This is a genomic window from Streptomyces sp. TRM68367, from assembly GCF_014495685.1.
Classification (GTDB): domain Bacteria; phylum Actinomycetota; class Actinomycetes; order Streptomycetales; family Streptomycetaceae; genus Streptomyces.
The window spans coordinates 45,243-63,627 of the sequence record NZ_JACTVI010000046.1; the positions used below are offsets into that span (position 1 = coordinate 45,243).

The window sequence follows — 18,385 nt, forward strand, 5'->3', positions numbered from 1 at the left end:
ATGGCTCAAGCGAACGGGCGGCGGACGAGTCGGCGCGGCATCTACCTGAAACTGCGTCAGATGGTCCTGACGCTCGAACTCCCCCCCGGCGCCGCCCTGTCGGAGAACGAACTCGCGGCGTCCCTGGGCGTGAGCCGCACACCGGTGCGGGAGAGCCTGATCCTGCTGGCCCAGGAGGGCCTGGTGCAGATCTTCCCGAAGATCGGATCCTTCGTGTCCCGGGTGGACCCGGCGCAGGTCGCCGACGCGCAGTTCCTGCGGGAGGCCGTTGAGCTGGCCTCGCTGGACGACCTGCCCGCGCAGCCCGACCCGGCGCTGGTCGGTGAACTGCGCGACAACCTGGAGCGCCAGCGGCGCCCGGACCTCGGGCTCGAGGAGTTCTTCGAGCTCGACGAGGCCTTCCACCAGGGACTGATGCGGCTGAGCGGCCACGGCAACGTGTGGACCACGGTCGCCGCGGCCAAGGGCCACCTGGACCGGGCCCGGCGCCTCGGTCTGCACGAGAACGTGTCCCCGGCCGTCTTCGCCACCCAGCACCACGAGATCTTCGCGGCGGTCGTCGGCGGGGACATCACCCTCGCCCGCACCCGCATGCGCGATCACCTGCGCGCGGTCTTCAGCGACATCGAACGCATCCGCGCCCACTCGCCCGAACTCTTCGCCACCGGCCCCTCGACCGTCCCGGTGCGGCGCAACGTGGTGATCTGGGAGTAACGGCGCACGCGAGGTGACGGTTGCGCGCCGAGCCGGTAAGGACCCGCGTGCACCGGGCTCCCGTGGGTAGATGATCGCCTTGCACTGCGCGGCGGGCAGCCGACCACGGCCCGCCGGACACGAGTACGGGAGACATTCGGGCAGCATGGGACACCCGCCGACCGGTCCCTCCACCTCGCCGTCCCCGCAGACCCGCTTCGACGAGAGTTTCTGCGCACTCCTGCCCAGGCTCTACCGGCGCGCGGTCATGCTGGCCGGATCGAGGTCCTGGGCCGAGGACGCCGTGCACGAGGCGTATCTCAAACTGGCCGCACGGCCCCAGCGGTTCCTCGACCACCCGGAGCCGTACGCCTACGCCTTCACGGCGGTGCTGAACGTGGTACGCGACACGCACCGCCGCGAGCGCCGCCAGGTGCTGGTCGACGACGTGGACCTCCCGGGGGCCGCCGGAGGCGCCGACCGGGGCCGGCAGGGGGCGGTCGGACCGGTGGTCGCCGCGGCCTGGGACGGCGGAGTGGAGCGCAGCGACGCCGAGATGGAGGCGGTCCGGCTGCTGCGGCGGCTCTCTTCCCGGCAGGCCGGAGTGGTGGTACTCGTCGACCTGGACGGCTACACCATCGACCAGGCGGCACGGATCCTGAAGGTGCACCGTGGAACGGCCGCCCGGCACCGCGCGCGTGCGCTGGAGAAGCTGCGCTCGCTGCTGTCCGGGACGCAGGGCGAACGCGCGGACGGTTCGGGAAAGGAGCCGGGACATGAGGCCTGACGCGGAGCCCGACGACCGTGTGGCCGCGTTGCTGCGCGAGCGGCTACGGGCGGCGGACGAGGAGATCGCGACGCCGCCCGGGCTGTGGGACCGCGTCCGGGCGCCCGATCCCCCGCCCCGCCGCGCGGCCCTCGGTGCGCGGCTCCGGCTCGGGTGGGCGGTCGCGGCCGCCGTCCTGGTGAGCGCCGTCGTGCTGGGCTCCTGGTGGCTGGTCCGGCCGGTCGGCCGGACACCGCCGTCCGGGCCCGCGCGGTTCGCCTCCACGGTGACGGTGTTCAACGCCGAGCGGCCGTGCCGCCCGCTGCGCACGCTGGAGTGCGCGCTGCGGCTGGCGAAGGATCCGTACGGCGACTACGCGGACCCGGGCAACTCGGCCGGCCGCGTCTGGCACGGGGACCGCCTCGCGGCGGCGTGCGTCGTCACCCGCGGCACGATGGTCAGGGACGAGAGCGGCATCACGTCGACGCGCTGGTACCTCGTCAGAACCGGCGCGGGCGTGGAGGGCTGGCTGCCGGGAGTGCGTACCCGCAACACCGTGCACGTGCCCGTCTGTTCGGAGGGCGAGGCGCCCTGAGGACTTGATGTGTGACGAGCGTCACCCTCTTCCTGTCATACGGGAAGAGCGGCGTCTTCGTGTGCCGTGTGCAAGCACGACCACAGCACACAACACGGGGAGATTTCCATGCGTCTTCGTACTGCCCTCGGTGCAGCCCTCGCCCCTGCCGCCCAATTCGCCCCCCGTCGTTCCCCGTTGCCGCGCCCTGGGGTAGGGTCCCGACGGTTTCCAGCTACCGGTCGGTAGTGGGTGGACGCGGAGAGTGCCGGAGGGGCGAGACGATGGAATCCCACTGGAGTGAGGGCGGATCCGTACACCTGGACGGCACCCGGTTGGAGACGATGACCCTCGAACCGCTCCTCACCAGGGACTACGAGACGCGGCCCTCCCTGGTGTACGAGCGGCTGCGGCAGCGGCACGGCCCGGTGGCACCGGTCGATCTGCTGGGCGTGCCCGCCTGGCTGGTCCTCGGCTACCGCGAGGCGCTCCAGGTGCTCCAGGACGACGACGGGTGGCCCAAGGGACTGGAGAACTGGCGGGCCCGCTCGGAGGGACGCGTGCCGGCCGACTGGCCGCTCGGGCCGTCCCTTGAGGTCAACCACATCCTGATCCAGGGCGGCCCCGGATACCGCCCGCTGCGCACGGCCTGGGACGCGGCCCTCAAGCCGTTCCAGGACCCGCGCCACCCCCAGGCGAGGCGGCTCAAGAACGCCGTCACCGCCTACGCGGACGATCTGATCACCCTGATGGGCCAGGGCGGCGTCACGGGCGTCGCGGATCTGTCCGCCCAGTTCTCCCGGCCGCTACCGCTGATGGTGGCCAGCCATCTGCTCGGCTTCCCCGGCTCCCAGGGCGACGACGCGCTGATGGACATGTGGCGGGTGCTCGACGCGGGACCGGACGCCGAGGCCGCCCTGGACCGGCTGCTGGCGACGCTCGCGGAACTGGCATCGGTGAAGCTCGAGACGCCGGGGGACGACTTCCCCTCCTACCTGCTGGCCGCGCACCGGAACCTGTCGCTCGACGAACTGGCCCGAGAACTGTTCATGCTGCTCGGTATGACCTCCGACCACGTCGGGATCCTCATCTCGAACACCGTGGTCGAGGTCATCTCCGGCGAGAGCGGCGTGCGGGCCAGCCTGTCCGCCGGGATGGTCCGGGAGACCATGAACCGGGTGGTCATGCGCAAGCCGCCGCTGGTCAACTTCGTGCCGCGGTTCGCGGCCAAGGACACCCTGCTCGGCAACTACACGATCCGCGAGGGCGACCCGGTGTGGGTGTCCTCCGCCGCCGCGCACGCCGACCCGCTCTTCGCCGACCACGTGGCCTCCGGCACCACGATCAGCACCCGGGCCCACCTGTCCTGGGGCGCGGGCCGCCGCCAGTGCCCGGCGCGCGAGCTGGCATCGACGGTCGCCGCGGTCGGGGTGGGCCGCCTGTTCGAGCGGTTCTCCCAGCTGGACCTGGCGCTCCCGGCCGACCAACTGCCGTGGCGCTCCTCGCCGTTCATGCGCGGCCTGCGCTCGCTGCCCGTACGGTACGAACTCGGCCCGGCGCCCGGGCCGCCGCCGTCGCCGGCCCACCCCGCACCGGAGTCGGCCGGGGAACCGGTGACGCCGGACGCGTCCGCCCGGCAGCGCTCATCCCTGTGGCGCTACCTGACCGACCTCATCCGTGGCGGCCGCTGACCCCGCCGCCCGGCGCAGGTGCCCGGCGAGCGCTGCGGCGCCCGCCGACCCGGCGCTGTCCTTGCCGCCCCGGGCCAGCAGCAGGCGGCGGCGCGCAGCGGTACGACGGCCAGCCCGGCGGCGGCGAGGGTGACGAGGAGGCTGAGGCCGGCGAACGCGACCAGTGCGGCCGGCGGCGCCGTCGGTGCCGTCTGCTGCTGGCGCTGCCCGCCGCGTCGTTCGACGCCGCCGCGCCGTGGCTGCTTGCCTAGTAGCGGTTCTTCGAGGCCGCCACTCGGCGACTGGGTACTGCGCCCGCGGACGGTGACAGCGACCTCGGCGCCGCGCCGGTCTCGGGCGGCCTGGTCCGGCCGGGAAGGGATGCCTGAACCCGTTCCTGCCGCGGCAACGTCCCGTTCTCCTCGGCGCGCACGCCGGGTGAGCCGGACGGCAAGGAGTTCGTCACCGTCCGGCTCACCGCTCCGCTGCGCCGACCGTCAGGAGGACTCGGCGGTCTGGTACAGCTTCTGCGCGTCCGCGCCAAAGTACGGCCCGTACATCGCGGTGGGCAGGAAGTTGTACTTGAAGCTGTTCACCGAGGACTGCAGCCCCTTGCCGGTGGCCTCGTCGAACTGCGTGAACCACGGGCCTCCGCTGGAGCCGCCGGTCATGTCGCAGGTCAGTCCGTGGTCGTCGGACAGCAGGAAGTCCCGGTACGTGGTGCCGCTGCAGTAGATGAACTTCTCGCCGTCGTACGGCGCCGCGGCCGGGAAGCCGAAGGCGTACATGGTCTTGTTGTAGCCCGTGTTGAAGGCCAGGCCCTGGCCGCCGACGACGTCGGTCAGCTCCTTGCCGTCCAGCGGCGCGACGACGGCCGCGCCGACGTCGTAGTTGATGTCCTCACTGGCCGTCCACTGCGGTGTGGACAGGGTCTTGGAGGCGGCCCACTTGCCGTACGGGGCCTGACCGTCGTGGTAGCCCGGCACGAACACCCAGTTGGTGTGCCAGGAGCCCTCCAGCTTCACGCAGTGGCCGGCGGTCATCACGGTGCTCTTGTTGGCGCTCGTGACCGCGTTGCCGGAGCAGGAGGCGGTGCGGCCCTGGTAGGTGAAGAACACCCGCCCGGCGGTCTGTACGACGGCTCCGCCGCCGGTCCAGGGGCCACCGCTGTGGGGAAGCTCCAGCAGCCCGGCGGCGGAGTTCGGCGCGGACGGCTGGATGAGGGTCTTGTCGCCCCTGCGCGGGGCCGAGTCCCGCACGTCGGAGCGGTCGACCGACAGCACGTCGAGGGGAGTTGCCTGACGCATCCGCTCCGAGGTCCAGAAGTCACGGGCGTGTTCCTGCGCCGAGAGTGTCCTCACTCCCGGCGCCGCGTCGGCGGCGTTCGCCGGCGCGGCGGTGACACCGGTGGCCAGAAGCGCGGCGACGCCGGCCAGCGTGCCGAGGACGCTGCGGCGGGTGCCGTCGGAGGGGCGGCGTATGCGGAGGCTGCCTATCACGCGGTCTCCTTCTGCGGTGAGGGCCGGGCGGACCGTCCGGCCAGGCATGCAGGGACTGTTCCTGTGAGCGGTCAGGAAGGGCAGCGTGTCACCGGGAACGCGTCTTGGACAGGTACGCGTCATGATGATGACCGAAAAGCCACACTCTCTCTGCATGGACGACACGCGAAGGTCCTGGTCAGCGCCAGTTGCCGGAGCACCGCATGGCCATCCGCGCCCGGAACTCGATGACATATCCGGCCCCGGTGGTGAGCAGGGCGGTGACGAGGGCGAGGATCAGGGAAGTCCAGTTCATTCAGGTGTAGTCGGGTTTGCCGGAGTAGCTGGTGCCGTCGGCGCGGATGCAGTCGAAGCGCAGGGGGAGGCAGGAGGGTGCGACCAGGGCTGGGGTCGCCCCGCAAGTGCCATGGCGATGGCCATGAGCAGGGCGATCATCGCACCGACGACACATAACGGGATCTCCCGCACAGTACACAACACAGCGTGACCTTCGGGGGAACGATGCGGTAACGGCGGGCAACCCTGGGGGAGTTGGCTCGGTCTGGTCCGCCATGAGGATTTCTTTCCTGATTCACAACGCCTACGGCATCGGAGGCACCATCACCACCACCTTCAACCTGGCCGGGGCGCTGGCCGACCGGCACGACGTGGAGATCGTCTCCGTGCTGCGGCACCGGGAACGCCCCAACTTCGCCCTGGACCCGCGAGTGACGCTCAGACCGCTGGTGGATCTGCGGCACGAGAAGGAGCATCCGCTGCATCTGAGACCGGCGAGGGTCTTCCCCTCCGCCGAGTACCGCCACCACCAGTACAGCGAGCTGACCGACGAGCGGATAGCCGAGTCCCTGGCGGTGACCGACGCCGACGTGGTGATCGGCACCCGCCCGGGGCTCAACGTGCATCTCGCGCTCCAGGCCCCGCCCGGAGTCGTCCGAGTCGGGCAGGAGCACCTCACCCTCGACAACCACCATCCCCGCCTGCGGAACGCGCTGCGCCGCGCCTACCGCGGGCTCGACGTGCTCACCACCGTCACGGAGGCGGACGCCACCGCCTACCGGCGCAAGATGCGGCTGCCCGGAGTCCGCGTGGCGGCGCTGCCCAACAGCGTGCCCGACCCCGTGCTGCCGCCCTCGGACGGCACCGCGAAGATCGTGATCGCGGCCGGCCGCCTGGTCCCGGTGAAGCGCTACGACCTGCTCGTCGAGGCCTTCGCCCGGGTCGCCGCCGAACACCCGGACTGGCGGCTGCGCATCTATGGCAAGGGCGAGGAACACGACCGGCTGCGGCAGCTCATCGAGCGCCTCGGCCTGGACGGCAACGTCTTCCTGATGGGCGCGGCGGCCCCCATGGAGGCGGAGTGGGTCAAGGGCTCGATCGGGGCGGCCGCGTCCAACTTCGAGCCGTTCGGCATGACGATCGTCGAGGCGATGCGCTGCGGACTGCCCGTCGTGAGCACCGACTGCCCGCACGGCCCCCGCGAGATCATCGCGGACGGCGCCGACGGCCGCCTCGTGCCGGTCGGTGACCGCGACGCGCTGGCCGCCGCCCTGCTGGACCTGGTCCGCGACGGCGAACTGCGCCGGCGCATGGGCCGTACGGCGATGCAGAACGCGCGCCGGTTCGCACCCGGCCCGGTCGTGCCCCTGGCCGAGGAGCTGTTCGAGGAGGCGATCACGGCGCGGAAGAACGGGAGACCGGTCGCACCGGAACGCGGGTCGGTGCAGCGCGTCCTGGTCAGCCAGGGCTGCGCGGCCCGCGACGCCGCCCACGCCGCGGCCGGCAGTGCCCTGCGCGCCGTACGGAAGGGACGGAGCTGACCATGGAACGCGCCACGGAAACCCGCAGGGACCACGCCACGGAGACCCGGGGGAGCCCGAGAAGGTCCTGCACACCCTCGATCCCGAACCGGGCGGCGACGGCCGCTGCCACGCCGTCCTGGAGCCGCTGCCCGTCCTCGCCGAGGGCCGATGGGACCTGTACCTGCTCTCCGGGCCCGGTGCGCAGCGGCAGCGGCTGCGCCCCGGACCGCGGGATGTGCGGGCCCTCGTCGACGGACACCTGCGGGAACGCACGTCGCCGGTCGCCGTGCGCGTGCCGTACGCGACGAAAGACGGCTACCTCGCGGTCCGGGCCTGGCTGCGCACCGCCCACGCCGAAGTCCACGGCCTCCACGTCACCGACGGGTCGACCACCGTCCGGGCCCGGCTGCACGGCGCCTCGCTCGCCGACGGGGCCGTCGTGCGCCTGCGGCTGCGCGGCGGCAAGGGCACCGCGCTGTCCGCCGGGGCACGGGCCGACGGCGACGGCCGCGGGTTCTCCTTCACCGTGGACCACGGGCAGTTGACGGCCGGCATCTGGGACCTCTCCGTCCAGCCCGCCGCGGACGCCCCGCTGATCCGGATCGGCCGGCTCCTCGACGACGTGGCCGACCGCAAGGCGGTCTTCGTCCATCCGTCGGCCAGGGCGGTGGACGGCGCCCTCCAGGCCCTGGTAGAGCCGCTCGGCGCCTCCTGCAGCCGGCCGTTGCGGGCCAGCGCGGAGCCATGGTGGACCAGCGCGCGGGCCAGTTCGTAGGCGGCCGGGGACTGCTCCAGGTGGTCGATGGCCTCCGCGTGCAGGTCGAGCGCCACCTTGCCGCTGGTCACGTCGGCCTGCGCGTGCAGCGCCTGGCCGAGTGCCGCAGCGTCTCGTTGATCACTGCCCGGGTGTAGACGAGACGCGGCAGATCGTCGTGGCTCAGCCGCTGCCGGCCGGCGAGCATGTCGTCGACCTCGGCGTGCAGCCGGCGCTCCGCCTCCGGATGCTGTGCCAGCAGGCTGAAGGCGGAGGCCCATCTGCGCGGCGCTGCCACAAGTGCGAGGTGCGGATCTACGCCTACAACGAGGCCTCGCTCACCCTGCACCGGCGGCTCGGGTTCGTTCCGGAGGGCCGCCTGCGCGATCACGCGTTTCTCGCCGGCCGGCACCGCGATGTCGTGCTGATGGGCATGCTCGCCGACGAGTTCGCCCGGCTGCACGGGATGGGCGACGTCAGCACGTACCCCCGGTCCGTGGCAGGCGGTACTCCGAGCTGATCCGGTACTCGCCCGGCGCGGCGGCCGTCAGGCGGGTGAACGCGCCGTCGCGGGTGAGGCAGCCGCCGTCCGAGCGCAGCCAGGGCGAGTGGGCGATGCGCACGGTCACCGTGCCGGGGCGGGGGAGACGCACCTCCAGCGCGGCACCCGTGGTGCGGAGCACCACGGCGGGCGGCGACACCAGGGGGACCGCGTCACGGACCCGGTACACGTGCCAGTGACGGTCGTGCCACACCGGCTCCAGCCAGCGCGGCCGGTGCTCGCGGAGCAGCGCCGCCTCGGCCTCGGCATGGCGCTCCGGCGCGGCCGAGGGCAGGACGACGAAGCCGACGGCCCAGCGGTCCAGCCAGGCCCGGTAGGCGGCGGCCGAGAAGGTGCCGTCGTAGAACAGGCGCCCGCGCTCCACGTCGAGTTGGCGGTTCCAGCCGCGGGCCAGGTGGACGTGCGGGGCGAACAGGGCGGCCTCGCGGTGGCTGGCGGCCGGGACCACCTCGACGCGGGTGCGGTCGGCACCGAGCCCCTTCAGGGCCCGTACGACGCCGTGCGTGTCGGACGCCCAGGCCGGTACCGGCGCGGTCACCCGCTGGTCGGCGAGCGTCCCCGGCAGGATCCACGCGACGGAGAACACGAGCGCGGCACCGAGAGCGGTACGCCGCCCGAGCGGCCGCCGCGGTGTGGCCGCCAGCGCCGCGAGCAGCACCGGCGCGGCGAACAGGCCCGCGAGCCGCTCGACGTTCGTGCCGACCGGTGAGGGCACGAGGTGGACCAGGACGGCGCCGGCGGCGTAGACGGCCCCGCTGCACCGGGCCACGCGCCAGCCGCGCGGGACGAGCGCGGCGACGGCCGACCCGAGCAGCACGGGCGGCAGGAGCCGCGGGAGGGGCATCGGCTGCTCGCCGGTGAACGGGAACAGCGCCGTGGTCGCCGCTACGGCGACGGCCGGCGGCACCAGGAGGGCGAGCGCGCTGCCCCGGTCGCGTACGGCGAGGAAGGCGGCCCCGACCACGGCCAGGAACAGCCCGGCCAGCGGAGAGGCCAGCGGGGCCAGGGCCGCGTACGCCGCCGCGAGGCCGGGGCGCCGCTCGCCGGTCACGTGCAGACAGGCGGCGAGCCCGAGGGCCACGCCCAGCGCGAAGGTCGTCCGGCCCGCGGCGACGTCGCACCACAGCGTCAGCGCGGCGAGCAGCGCCGGGCCGAGCGGCCTGCGCACCCCGGCGCGGACGAGGAGCAACGCGGTCAGCCAGGTGGCCGCGAGGCCGGAGCCGACGCTCACCGCACGCACGCCGAACGCGGCCATCACATAGGGCGACAGCACGCTGTAGCTCGCGGTGTGCGTCCCTCCGTACCAGAACAGCGGGTACGCCGACCCGCCGTACTGCGCCGCGAAGTCCGCCCAGGCCCGCTGGGCGGCCAGGTCGCCGCCGCCGGTGGCGAGGAACGCCCACCACACCGCGTACGGCGGGAGCGCCGCGAGGGTGGCGAGCAGCGGGACGCGGTACCGGTGCCGGAGTCCGGCGACCGGTGGCGCGGGCGGGTGCGCGCGGAGGTGCGGGGCGGCGTCGGCCGGTGGCGTCACGGACATCCTGCTCGGTCGCGGGGTCGATACGGGGCGGGCCACGTCAGACGAGCCCGCCCCTCTCAACCCGCACCGGGGCCGGAAGGTCATCGGCAGAGCGGTACACAGCACTCCGGCGGCTCAAGCGGGCTGCCGTCCGTCGGGGCCCTGAGGTCGGTGGGGTGCAGGTTGTGGAGGTGTGTGCGTTGCAGGGGTGGCACTCGGTGGCCCGCGCAGGCGGTGGAGTGGCGCGCGCTGTGCTGTGGCACTCCGGCGACTCAAACAGGCATGCTGCGCTGACGGGGAGAAAGAAGGTGGCACGGGGCCGCTCGTGGTCGAGGTGCCGCATCGGGGCGACGGCGGTTCGCCCCGCATGCCGCGCAGCGCCACCCCTTGGTGCTGACCGAGAACGAGAACCTGATGCCCAGCCCGCTCAGCCCGCCGCAGGCGACCCCGCGCACGCCATGAGGAGCCCGGCGAGCAGGGCGGTGCGCGCGGGGACGTGGTCGAGCAACTCCTTGTCGTCGCTCGGGGTTTCCAGCTCGACCAGCGTGCGCAGATCGCCGGTGATCTCCGGCAGGGCGGCACGGGCCCGGGACTCGACGGCGCGCAGCGGCACGGGCGGCACTCCTTCCGCGTGACCTTCGTACGTCGGGGCGGCGGTCACCGGACGGGTACCCCCGGGCCGAGCGGGATGCCCAGCGCCCACCACGCGTAGAACAGCAGCGTCCACGCCACCAGCATGACCAGACACAGCGGCAGCGTCAGCGACAGCAGTGTGCCGATGCCGGCCGAGCGCCGGTAGCGCTGGACGACACCGAGCGTCGTGACGAAGTACGCGCTCATCGGGGTCGCCGCATTGGTGCACGAGTCGGCGATGACGCCTTCGCGGACATCCTCGGCCTGCCCACCGTGTGGATCCCGCACTCCCACCCGTCGTGCGCCCAGCACGCCCCCGACGAACACCTGCTGGCGCCGGTGGCCCGGGAGGGGCTCGCCATGATGGCGGGCCTGTTCTGGGACCTCGGTGAGCAGCCCTCGGGGGCTATCCGGCGAGCTCCTTCGTGATCCTGTCCAGCATGAACGCCGAGGACTCGCGGGCCCGCTCCTCCCAGGCGAAGACACAGGACGTGGCGACGCCGTCGAAGTTCAGCTCCCGCAGGGTGCCGAAGAAGGCGTCCCAGTCCACCTCGCCCTGGCCGATGTCCAGGTGCTGGTGGATGCGGGCCGGGGTGCCGGGCGGGTTCATGATGTAGCGCAGGCCCGAGGACCCCTTGTGGTTGAAGGAGTCCGCGATGTGCACGTGCCGGAGCTTGTCGCCGGCGTAGCGCATCATCGCCGCGATGTCCGCGCCGACCTCCTTGGCACCGGACAGGTGGAAGGAGTGCGGGGCGCAGTAGAGGTAGTTCACCCACGGCTTGTTGATCGCGCGGACGAGATCGACGGCCGGGGTGTTCTCCTCGCAGAAGTCGTCCGGGTGCGCCTCCAGGTTCAGGGCGATGCCTTCGCGCTCGAACACGGGGAGCAGTTCCTCCAACGACCGCCAGAACGCCGCCTCGCTCTCGGCGGCCCGCTCGGGGCGGCCGTTGAACTCCGAGTTCATCAGCGGACACTCGAGGTCCGTGGTGATCTCGATCATCCGCTTCCAGTAGCGGACGGCGGCCTGCCGCTCGGTCTCGTCCGGCGACGACCACTTGTACAGCGGCAGCACCGAGGAGAGCTGCACACCGTGGGTGCGCAGGGACTTCTTCAGCGTGGCGATGCGCTCGGCGTCCGCGCGCGGGTGCAGGAAGAACGGCATGAAGTCGTCCCGTGGGGACAACTCGATGTACTCGTAGCCGAGTTCGGCGACCGTGCGCACCATCTCGTCCATCGGCAGCGCGCGGAGCATGTACGGGTCGAGGGCGATTTTCATGCGGTGCCTCCGTAGAAGGCTGGGCGGGGCTTCATGTCGACGGGGACGACGGTGCCGTCGGACTCCAGGGAGCGGACGGCGGCGTCGGTGATGACGGTGGCGGCGTAGCCGTCCCAGGAGGACGGGCCGGTGGGCTCGGTGCCGGTGGCGACGGCGTTGATCCACTCGCGGAACTCGGTGTCGAAGGCCTCGGCGAACCGGCCCTTCCAGTCCTGGAGGACGGCGGTGCCGTGCCGGCCGGCGGTGCGCACCCCGACGGCGGCCGGGTCGGGCAGCCGTACCAGGCCGTCCTCGCCGACGACCTCGCACTGGATGTCGTAGCCGTACTGGCAGTTGACGAAGACCTCCAGATCGATGCGGACCCCGTTCGCCGTCTCGAAGATCATGATCTGCGGGTCCTTGAGGTGCGGGAACCGCTTGGTGGTGGCGCGCGGCGTGACCACCTGCGTGGAGACGATCTCGTCGTCCAGCAGCCAGCGCAGCACGTCGATCTCGTGTACGGCGGTGTCCTGCGCGGCCATCGCGGAGTGGTACGAGTCCGGGACGGTCGGATTGCGGTGCGCGCAGTGGGCCATCAGCGGGGTGCCGAGGGAGCCGGAGGCGAGCAGCTCCTTCATCTGGCGGTAGCCGGGGTCGAAGCGGCGCATGAAGCCGACCTGGACCAGGCGGCGGCCGTGCGCGCGCTCGGCCTCGACGATGCGCAGACAGTCCTCGGCGGTGGTGGCGAGGGGTTTCTCGCAGAACACGGGCTTGCCGGCCGCGATCGCGGCCAGCACGTGCTCGGCGTGCGTGGGACCCCACGAGGTGACGAGTACGGCGTCCACGTCGGGGGAGGCGATCAGGTCGGCGCCGGTGGGCAGCGCGCTCGCGCCGACGCGGACGGCGACCTCCGCGGCCCGCTCAGCGTCGATGTCGGTCACGGCGGTGACGGTGGCCCCGGTGACGACCTCGGTGAGCCGGCGGATGTGGTCCTGGCCGATCATTCCGGCGCCGATGACGCCTACACGTACAGGCATGGTCGATTCCTTACAGAGAGGTCAGGAGAAGCGGGCCCGGAGCTCGGCTTCCAGCGTTTCCAGCGTGCGCCCCTTGGTCTCGGGGACGTAGAACTTGACGAAGCCGAGGGAGAAGATCCCCGCCACCACGAACAGGAAGAACGTGTTGGAGATCCCGATGCCCGACACGAGCGACGGGAAGACCAGCCCGATCACGAAGTTGGTCAGCCACAGCACCACCGCCGCGACACCCATGCCGAAGCCGCGCGTCCGCATCGGGAAGATCTCCGAGAGCATCAGCCAGGTCACGGGGGAGATCGCGCCCTGCTGGAAGGCGAGGAAGGTGACGGTCATGGCGAGCACGGCGAAGGCGCGGGGGTCGCCGGAGGGCAGCACCAGCGAGAAGATGCCGATCAGCAGCAGCGCGACGGTGGTGCCGGCCTGGCCGGTCATCAGCATCGGCCGGCGCGGGACACGGCCCAGCAGCCAGATGCCGACGAAGGTGGCCAGTACCGAGATCACACCGTTGGCGATGTTCGCGGTCAGCGCGCTGTCCGAGGCGAAGCCGGCGTCGGTGAGGATCTGGCTGCCGTAGTACATGATCGTGTTGACGCCGGTGATCTGCTGCACGATCGCGATGCCGAACCCGACGAACATCAGCTTGCGGATCCACGGCACGCTCTTGATGTCCTGCCAGCCGCCGAGCTTCTCCTGCTCCTCCTTGACGGCGAGCGCGGTCACCTCGCTCAGCTCGGCCTCGGCCCGCGCTTGCGAGCGCACCTGCTTGAGCACGTCGAGGGCGTCGGTGCAGCGGCTCTTGGACGCCAGCCAGCGCGGGCTCTCCGGCATCACCAGCATGCCGAACCACAGCACGACGGCCGGAATGGTGGCGATCACCAGCATCCAGCGCCACACGCCACCGGACTCGCCGCCCACCCGAGCAATGATCGCGTTGGACGTGAAGGCCAGCAGCTGACCGCTGACGATCATCAGTTCGTTGCGGGTGACCAGCGCACCGCGCCGCTCGGCCGGCGAGACCTCCGCGAGGTAGACCGGCACGGTCACCGACGCGCCGCCGACCGCGAGGCCGAGCACGAACCGCGCCACCACCATCACCGCGGTGGTCGGGGCGAGCGTGCAGCCGAGCGCGCCGACGAAGAACAGCACGGCGAGGGCGAGGATCGTACGACGCCGCCCGCGCGCGTCCGAGAAGCGCCCGCCGACGACGGCGCCGAGCGCCGCGCCGAGCAGCAGCGAGCTGGTGACCATGCCCTCGGTGACCGGGGTCAGGCCCAGGTCGTCGGTCATGTACGGCAGTGCGCCGTTGATGACGCCGGTGTCGTAGCCGAAGAGAAGGCCACCGAAGGTGGCGATGATGGTGATGACCCGCAGTCGCCGGGAGACCGCGGGTGAGGGGTCGTCCGCGACGGCGGTGGCCGGGCCCTGAGCGTTGGGCTGCGTGACTTCCATGGGCCGCCTCCTACGGGTGGAGTTTCGGGCGTCGGGTTCCCGCGAGACCGCAGCCGGCCAGGTGCTCACGGGTGCGTACAGCGATGGGCAGCGGCACGTCGGGCGCGCACGGGTACAGGTCCTGCTCGACGATCACGAACAACTCGGCGTCCAGCTGGGCCAGTTCGGTCACCACGTCGGCCGGCTTGGGCACGCCGGCGGGCGGGGTGACGCACACGCCGCGCTTGACGGCCTCGCCGAAGGAGAGGTTTTCGGCGGCGACCTGGGCGAGGATCTCCGGGTCCATCTGCTTGATGTGCACATAGCCGACCCGCTCGCCGTAGCGGCTGATCAGGTCGAGGTTGTCCCCGCCGCCGTAGGCGACGTGCCCGGTGTCCAGGCACAGGTTCGTGTAGCGGCTGTCGGACTCGTTCAGCAGCCGCTCGATCTGCGGCTGGGTCTGGATGTGGCTGTCGGCGTGCGGGTGGACGACGAGGTGTACGTCGTACTCCTCCAGCAGCAGTTTGCCGAGCCGGTCGGCGGCGCGGCCGAAGCCCGCCCACTGCTCCGCGGTCAGCTCCGGCGACTCGGTGAACTCACCGGTCCTCTCGTCCCGGTACATCGGCGGGATGAAGACCAGGTGGTGGGCGCCCGCGGCGGCGGTCAGCGCGGCGACCTGCCGGACGTGGGCCAGCATCTCGTCCCAGGCCTCAGGCCGGTGCAGCGCGCCGAACGCCGTGCCGCCGGAGACCTTCAGGCCCCGCGCGTCCAGCTCTTCCCGGAGCCGCTGCGGATCGATGGGCAGATAGCCGTACGGCCCGAGCTCCAGCCACTCGTAGCCGGCCCGGGCCAGCTCGTCGAGGAAGCGGGTGTAGGGAACCTGGTGCTCGTCCTCGGGGAACCAGACGCCCCAGGAATCGGGGGCGGAGCCGAGGCACAGGTTGCCCGCGGTGGTGCGCAGCGGGGGAGGCGCCGTTGCCATGGTGCGTGTCCTTCGGTCGGGAACGGACGGCGGCTGTCGCGCTCTACTAGAGCGCTCTAGACGAGTACGATGGTCCTGCCCAAATGTCATGTCAATAGCTTGTTGCCGGCAGATTTCGCGACGCCCGTAAGGTTGGGGCGGAGTCGAAGGGTGGTTCACAGGTGGATGCATCGGGCAAGCAGCGGCCCACCATGTCAGATGTCGCACAGCGCGCGGGCGTATCCCGCGCGCTCGTCTCGATCGTCTTCCGCAACCAGCCAGGAGCGAGCCAGGAGACCCGCGAACGGGTGCTCCGCGTCGCCGACGAGATCGGCTACCGTCCCGACAACGCCGCCCGGTTGCTGGCCCGCGGCCGCAGCCGCACCATCGGCGTGATGTTCATCGTGCAGCAGACCTTCCACACGGACCTCATCCAGGGCATCTATCCCGAGGCCGAGCGGCTGGGCTACGACGTGCTGCTCTCCGCCGCCACCGAGGGCCGCAGCGAGGCCAAGGCGGTCGAGGCGCTGCTCAGCCACCGCTGCGAGGCGGTGATCGTGCTCGGGCCCGACGAACCGGGCTACCTGGACGAGCTGGGCCGCCGCACGGTCGCCGTCTCCGTCAGCCGCCGGGTGCCGCACGCCCGCGTCGACTTCGTGCACTCCGCCGAGGGCAAGGGCATCCGGCAGGCCATGGACCACCTCGTGGAACTCGGCCATCGCCGGATCGTGCACATCGACGGCGGCCGCGGCCCCGGCTCGGCGGACCGGCGGCGCGCCTACCGGGCCGCGATGCGCCGGCACGGGCTGGAGTTCGAGGTGCGGGTGATACCCGGCGAGCACACCGAGGGGTCGGGCATCGAGACCGGGCGCATGCTGCTCGCGGAACGTGACCGGGGGCTGCCGTTGCCGACGGCGGTGCTGGCCGGGAACGACCGGTGTGCGATGGGTGTGCTGATCGCCATGACACGGGCCGGGGTCGAGGTGCCGCGCGACCTGTCCGTCGTCGGCTACGACGACAGCCACCTCTCCCATCTGATGCCGATCGGTCTGACCACGGTCCGCCAGGACTCGGGGCTGATGGCGGAGCATGCGGTGCGGTTCGCCGTGGAACGGCTGGAGAACCGGGAGCTGGAGCCGCGGGAAGCCGTGATCGACCCGAAGCTGGTGGTACGGGGGACGAGCGGGCCGCCGCCGAAGGACTCCGTCTGAGCGGTGCCGGTTACGGGGTGACTGTCGGGTTGGTGTGGGCCGGGGTGGAGGCGCCAGCCCGGCGCTACGGGGTGCCGCTTCGCCCACCCGTGCCGCCCCAGCGGCACGACTGTCCGCGGCTACGGCTGTCAGCGACGCCGCGCGGACACTGGGACGAGGGGCAACCGCAGCCGCAAGCCCGCGCCGCCGCAGCCGACGACGGCGCGCAAGGTGTTCGCAAGCCGCGGGCATGCGTGCCTCCCCCGGTGCCTTAAGGCGCCTTAAGGCCCTGGGAGGCACTCCCCAGGGCGGCACGGGTGGGCGCGGGCGGCACCCCGTCAGTGCCGGGCTGCGCACCCAACCTCCGGCCAGCCGCAACGCCGGCACTACGGCAGAACCGGCGGCATGCGTGCCTGCGGATCGCGGCATGGCTGGGCGCCGTCGTCGGGTGCAGCGGTGCGCGGGCGTTGGCTTCCCGGCAGGCCGATGCCCGCCGCACGGTGCCAGCGATGCGGCGGGCAGTGGCCCTCTCAGGCGGTCTGGATGCTGCGGGCGGCGGTGGCCCGAGCGTCAGCGGGTTCCCTTCGCGGCGAACTTCGAGATGGCGTCGACGTTGTCCTTGGTGACGAAGGCCGGTCCGGTCAGTACCGGAGCGGTGCCGCCGCCGCTGAAGTTGCCGTTCGTCTTGTAGAGCCACAGCGCGTCCACGGCGAGGTAGCCCTGCAGGTAGGGCTGCTGGTCGACGGCGAACTCGACCTTGCCGTCCTTGATGGCCCCGACCAGTTCCTTGTTGAGGTCGAAGGTGGCGACCTTGGCCTTGCTGCTGGCGTCCGACACCGACTGCGTGGCGGTCATCGCGAACGGGGCGCCCAGCGTGACCACCCGGTCGATGGAGGAGTCCTGCTGGAGCTTGGCGGTGATCCTCGCCTTCACCGACGGCATGTCGGTGCCGTTGACGTACACGTTGTCGGTCTTGCCCTTGAAGCCCTGTTCCAGACCCGCGCACCGTGCTTCCAGTGCAACCTGCCCTTGCTCCTGGACGACGCACAGGGCGTGCTTGGCGCCCTCCTGGTTGAGGCGCTCGCCGAAGGCCCGGCCGGCGATGTTCTCGTCCTGGCCGAAGTACTCCAGCATGCCCAGCTTCTTCCAGTCGTCCAGACCGGAGTTGAAGCCGACGACCGGGATGCCGGCCGCCTTGGCCTTGGCGACCACCGCCTTCATCGCGCCGGGCTTGGCCGCGGTGAGCGCGATGCCGTCGACCTTCTGGTCGATGGCGTTCTGCACCAGGTTGGCCTGGTTGCCCGCGTTGGGGTCGCTGGAGTAGACGAGCTTGACGTTGTCCTTGGCGGCGGCGGCCGTGGCACCCTTGCGGATCAGGTCCCAGAACGTGTCGCCGGGGGCCGCGTGGGTGATCATGGCCACGGTCATGCGGGGCGTGTTGGCCTTCCCCGCCGCGGCGGTGTCACTACCCTCCTCGGACTTCTTGCCTCCGGAACTGCTGGAACAGCCGGCGGCGAACAGGGCGCCGGCGAGAACCGTGGCGGTCAGGGCGGCGGCTCGGTGGTGTCTGTACATGTTCCTTGCACCTCTGTGTGCTGGTCGGGGTGTGTCGGCTGGGGGGAGGCGGCGACGCCCCGGGTGTGAACGGACGGTCGTTCGCGGCCCCCGGGCTCGTGCCAGGGAAGGCGGGCACGTGGGTGGTGTGGGTGTGCCCTTGGTCGAGGCGGGGGCGCGCATGTGCGGCAGTCGGGGGTCGGGGACCGCCTGGTTGTACTAGAGCGCGTCATTAGCGCGCTCTAGTGGCAGGTACTATGGGTCGGCCCGAGGGCGAAGTCAACAGCTTTGTCAGGACGTACCAACAAATCATTCGATCCGGTAGAGCCCCCGTCCCCCGACGGCGCAGGCGGCAGGCGTGATCGGCGCAGATGCCGCAAATCGTCCGTTACTGGGTCTTGATCGGGCCTGTCGATGAATTAGTGGGTTTCTTGCGGTAGTTGGGCTCGTTGATGCGGTATGGGTCGCTTCGATGAGTTGATCGGTTCGTT

At 71.7% G+C, this 18,385-nt stretch carries 17 protein-coding genes and 1 pseudogene; 8 read left to right on the forward strand and 10 right to left on the reverse strand.

Features of this window, described 5'->3' with window-relative positions; translation table 11 throughout:
• The 4 genes from H8R17_RS26380 to H8R17_RS26395 all read left to right on the forward strand — a co-directional run bounded on the left by H8R17_RS26380 (position 1) and on the right by H8R17_RS26395 (position 3,724).
• Positions 1-714, forward strand: a complete 714-nt coding sequence (locus H8R17_RS26380) for a GntR family transcriptional regulator (protein WP_187825700.1) — start codon at positions 1-3, stop codon at positions 712-714.
• Positions 715-859: 145 nt separating this feature from the next.
• Positions 860-1,480 (forward strand): RNA polymerase sigma factor, encoded by a 621-nt coding sequence (locus H8R17_RS26385; protein ID WP_187825701.1) that lies wholly within the window; start codon positions 860-862, stop codon positions 1,478-1,480.
• A complete protein-coding gene (locus H8R17_RS26390; protein WP_187825702.1) occupies positions 1,470-2,054 on the forward strand; it encodes a hypothetical protein in 585 nt (194 codons plus the stop codon). The genes H8R17_RS26385 and H8R17_RS26390 overlap by 11 nt, the downstream gene beginning before the upstream one ends.
• Before the next feature lie 263 nt (positions 2,055-2,317).
• A complete protein-coding gene (locus tag H8R17_RS26395) occupies positions 2,318-3,724 on the forward strand; it encodes a cytochrome P450 (RefSeq protein ID WP_187825703.1) in 1,407 nt (468 codons plus the stop codon).
• 476 nt (positions 3,725-4,200) lie between these two features.
• Here the strand turns inward: H8R17_RS26395 and H8R17_RS26400 are convergent, their stop codons facing one another.
• Positions 4,201-5,202, reverse strand: coding sequence for a serine protease (locus tag H8R17_RS26400; protein WP_187825704.1), 1,002 nt, complete (start codon positions 5,200-5,202; stop codon positions 4,201-4,203).
• Positions 5,203-5,753: 551 nt separating this feature from the next.
• Here H8R17_RS26400 and H8R17_RS26410 point away from each other — a divergent pair.
• Together H8R17_RS26410 and H8R17_RS26415 are read left to right on the forward strand one after the other, a co-directional pair.
• Complete coding sequence (locus H8R17_RS26410) at positions 5,754-7,019, forward strand: glycosyltransferase family 4 protein (RefSeq protein ID WP_187825705.1); 1,266 nt, start codon at positions 5,754-5,756, stop codon at positions 7,017-7,019.
• The gene (locus H8R17_RS26415; RefSeq protein ID WP_187825706.1) at positions 6,985-7,776 is read left to right on the forward strand and encodes a hypothetical protein; all 792 of its coding nucleotides are present in this window, start codon (positions 6,985-6,987) and stop codon (positions 7,774-7,776) included. Before H8R17_RS26410 ends, H8R17_RS26415 begins: the two co-directional genes overlap by 35 nt.
• Before the next feature lie 67 nt (positions 7,777-7,843).
• Here H8R17_RS26415 and H8R17_RS48830 read toward each other — a convergent pair whose 3' ends face one another.
• Positions 7,844-8,146, reverse strand: coding sequence for a cytochrome P450 (locus H8R17_RS48830; protein WP_187825707.1), 303 nt, complete (start codon positions 8,144-8,146; stop codon positions 7,844-7,846).
• Between H8R17_RS48830 and H8R17_RS26425 the strand changes: the two are divergent.
• A pseudogene (locus H8R17_RS26425) lies at positions 8,042-8,275 on the forward strand (GNAT family N-acetyltransferase); the annotation flags it as partial. The gene H8R17_RS48830 and the pseudogene H8R17_RS26425 sit on opposite strands and share 105 nt — an antisense overlap.
• Here H8R17_RS26425 and H8R17_RS26430 read toward each other — a convergent pair.
• The 7 genes from H8R17_RS26430 to H8R17_RS26460 form a co-directional block, all read right to left on the reverse strand.
• Positions 8,232-9,857: a hypothetical protein gene (locus tag H8R17_RS26430; protein WP_399477293.1), complete on the reverse strand. Its 1,626-nt coding sequence runs from the start codon at positions 9,855-9,857 to the stop codon at positions 8,232-8,234. The pseudogene H8R17_RS26425 and the gene H8R17_RS26430 overlap by 44 nt on opposite strands.
• Before the next feature lie 406 nt (positions 9,858-10,263).
• Positions 10,264-10,449, reverse strand: coding sequence for a hypothetical protein (locus H8R17_RS26435; protein ID WP_187825717.1), 186 nt, complete (start codon positions 10,447-10,449; stop codon positions 10,264-10,266).
• A 44-nt stretch (positions 10,450-10,493) separates the two neighbouring features.
• Complete coding sequence (locus H8R17_RS26440; protein ID WP_316959538.1) at positions 10,494-10,781, reverse strand: AbgT family transporter; 288 nt, start codon at positions 10,779-10,781, stop codon at positions 10,494-10,496.
• A 94-nt stretch (positions 10,782-10,875) separates the two neighbouring features.
• A complete protein-coding gene (locus H8R17_RS26445; protein ID WP_187825708.1) occupies positions 10,876-11,745 on the reverse strand; it encodes a sugar phosphate isomerase/epimerase family protein in 870 nt (289 codons plus the stop codon).
• The gene (locus H8R17_RS26450) at positions 11,742-12,761 is read right to left on the reverse strand and encodes a Gfo/Idh/MocA family protein (protein ID WP_187825709.1); all 1,020 of its coding nucleotides are present in this window, start codon (positions 12,759-12,761) and stop codon (positions 11,742-11,744) included. The genes H8R17_RS26445 and H8R17_RS26450 overlap by 4 nt, the downstream gene beginning before the upstream one ends.
• A 21-nt stretch (positions 12,762-12,782) precedes the next feature.
• Positions 12,783-14,210 (reverse strand): sugar porter family MFS transporter, encoded by a 1,428-nt coding sequence (locus tag H8R17_RS26455; protein ID WP_187825710.1) that lies wholly within the window; start codon positions 14,208-14,210, stop codon positions 12,783-12,785.
• 10 nt (positions 14,211-14,220) lie between these two features.
• Complete coding sequence (locus H8R17_RS26460) at positions 14,221-15,171, reverse strand: TIM barrel protein (protein WP_187825711.1); 951 nt, start codon at positions 15,169-15,171, stop codon at positions 14,221-14,223.
• Positions 15,172-15,362: 191 nt separating this feature from the next.
• Here H8R17_RS26460 and H8R17_RS26465 point away from each other — a divergent pair, with 191 nt between their 5' ends.
• The gene (locus H8R17_RS26465; RefSeq protein ID WP_187825712.1) at positions 15,363-16,361 is read left to right on the forward strand and encodes a LacI family DNA-binding transcriptional regulator; all 999 of its coding nucleotides are present in this window, start codon (positions 15,363-15,365) and stop codon (positions 16,359-16,361) included.
• Positions 16,362-16,910: 549 nt separating this feature from the next.
• Here H8R17_RS26465 and H8R17_RS26470 read toward each other — a convergent pair.
• The gene (locus tag H8R17_RS26470; protein ID WP_187825713.1) at positions 16,911-17,915 is read right to left on the reverse strand and encodes a substrate-binding domain-containing protein; all 1,005 of its coding nucleotides are present in this window, start codon (positions 17,913-17,915) and stop codon (positions 16,911-16,913) included.
• Positions 17,916-18,385 lie beyond the last annotated feature (470 nt).

Coding starts and splice junctions, on each gene's coding strand:
- H8R17_RS26390 (WP_187825702.1), top strand. CDS start 1,470: ATGAGGCCTGACGCGGAGCCCGACGACCGTGTGGCCGCGTTGCTGCGC.
- H8R17_RS26450 (WP_187825709.1), bottom strand. CDS start 12,761: ATGCCTGTACGTGTAGGCGTCATCGGCGCCGGAATGATCGGCCAGGAC.
- H8R17_RS26465 (WP_187825712.1), top strand. CDS start 15,363: ATGTCAGATGTCGCACAGCGCGCGGGCGTATCCCGCGCGCTCGTCTCG.
- H8R17_RS26380 (WP_187825700.1), top strand. CDS start 1: ATGGCTCAAGCGAACGGGCGGCGGACGAGTCGGCGCGGCATCTACCTG.
- H8R17_RS26430 (WP_399477293.1), bottom strand. CDS start 9,857: ATGTCCGTGACGCCACCGGCCGACGCCGCCCCGCACCTCCGCGCGCAC.
- H8R17_RS26385 (WP_187825701.1), top strand. CDS start 860: ATGGGACACCCGCCGACCGGTCCCTCCACCTCGCCGTCCCCGCAGACC.
- H8R17_RS26470 (WP_187825713.1), bottom strand. CDS start 17,915: ATGTACAGACACCACCGAGCCGCCGCCCTGACCGCCACGGTTCTCGCC.
- H8R17_RS26445 (WP_187825708.1), bottom strand. CDS start 11,745: ATGAAAATCGCCCTCGACCCGTACATGCTCCGCGCGCTGCCGATGGAC.
- H8R17_RS26410 (WP_187825705.1), top strand. CDS start 5,754: ATGAGGATTTCTTTCCTGATTCACAACGCCTACGGCATCGGAGGCACC.
- H8R17_RS26455 (WP_187825710.1), bottom strand. CDS start 14,210: ATGGAAGTCACGCAGCCCAACGCTCAGGGCCCGGCCACCGCCGTCGCG.
- H8R17_RS26460 (WP_187825711.1), bottom strand. CDS start 15,171: ATGGCAACGGCGCCTCCCCCGCTGCGCACCACCGCGGGCAACCTGTGC.
- H8R17_RS26395 (WP_187825703.1), top strand. CDS start 2,318: ATGGAATCCCACTGGAGTGAGGGCGGATCCGTACACCTGGACGGCACC.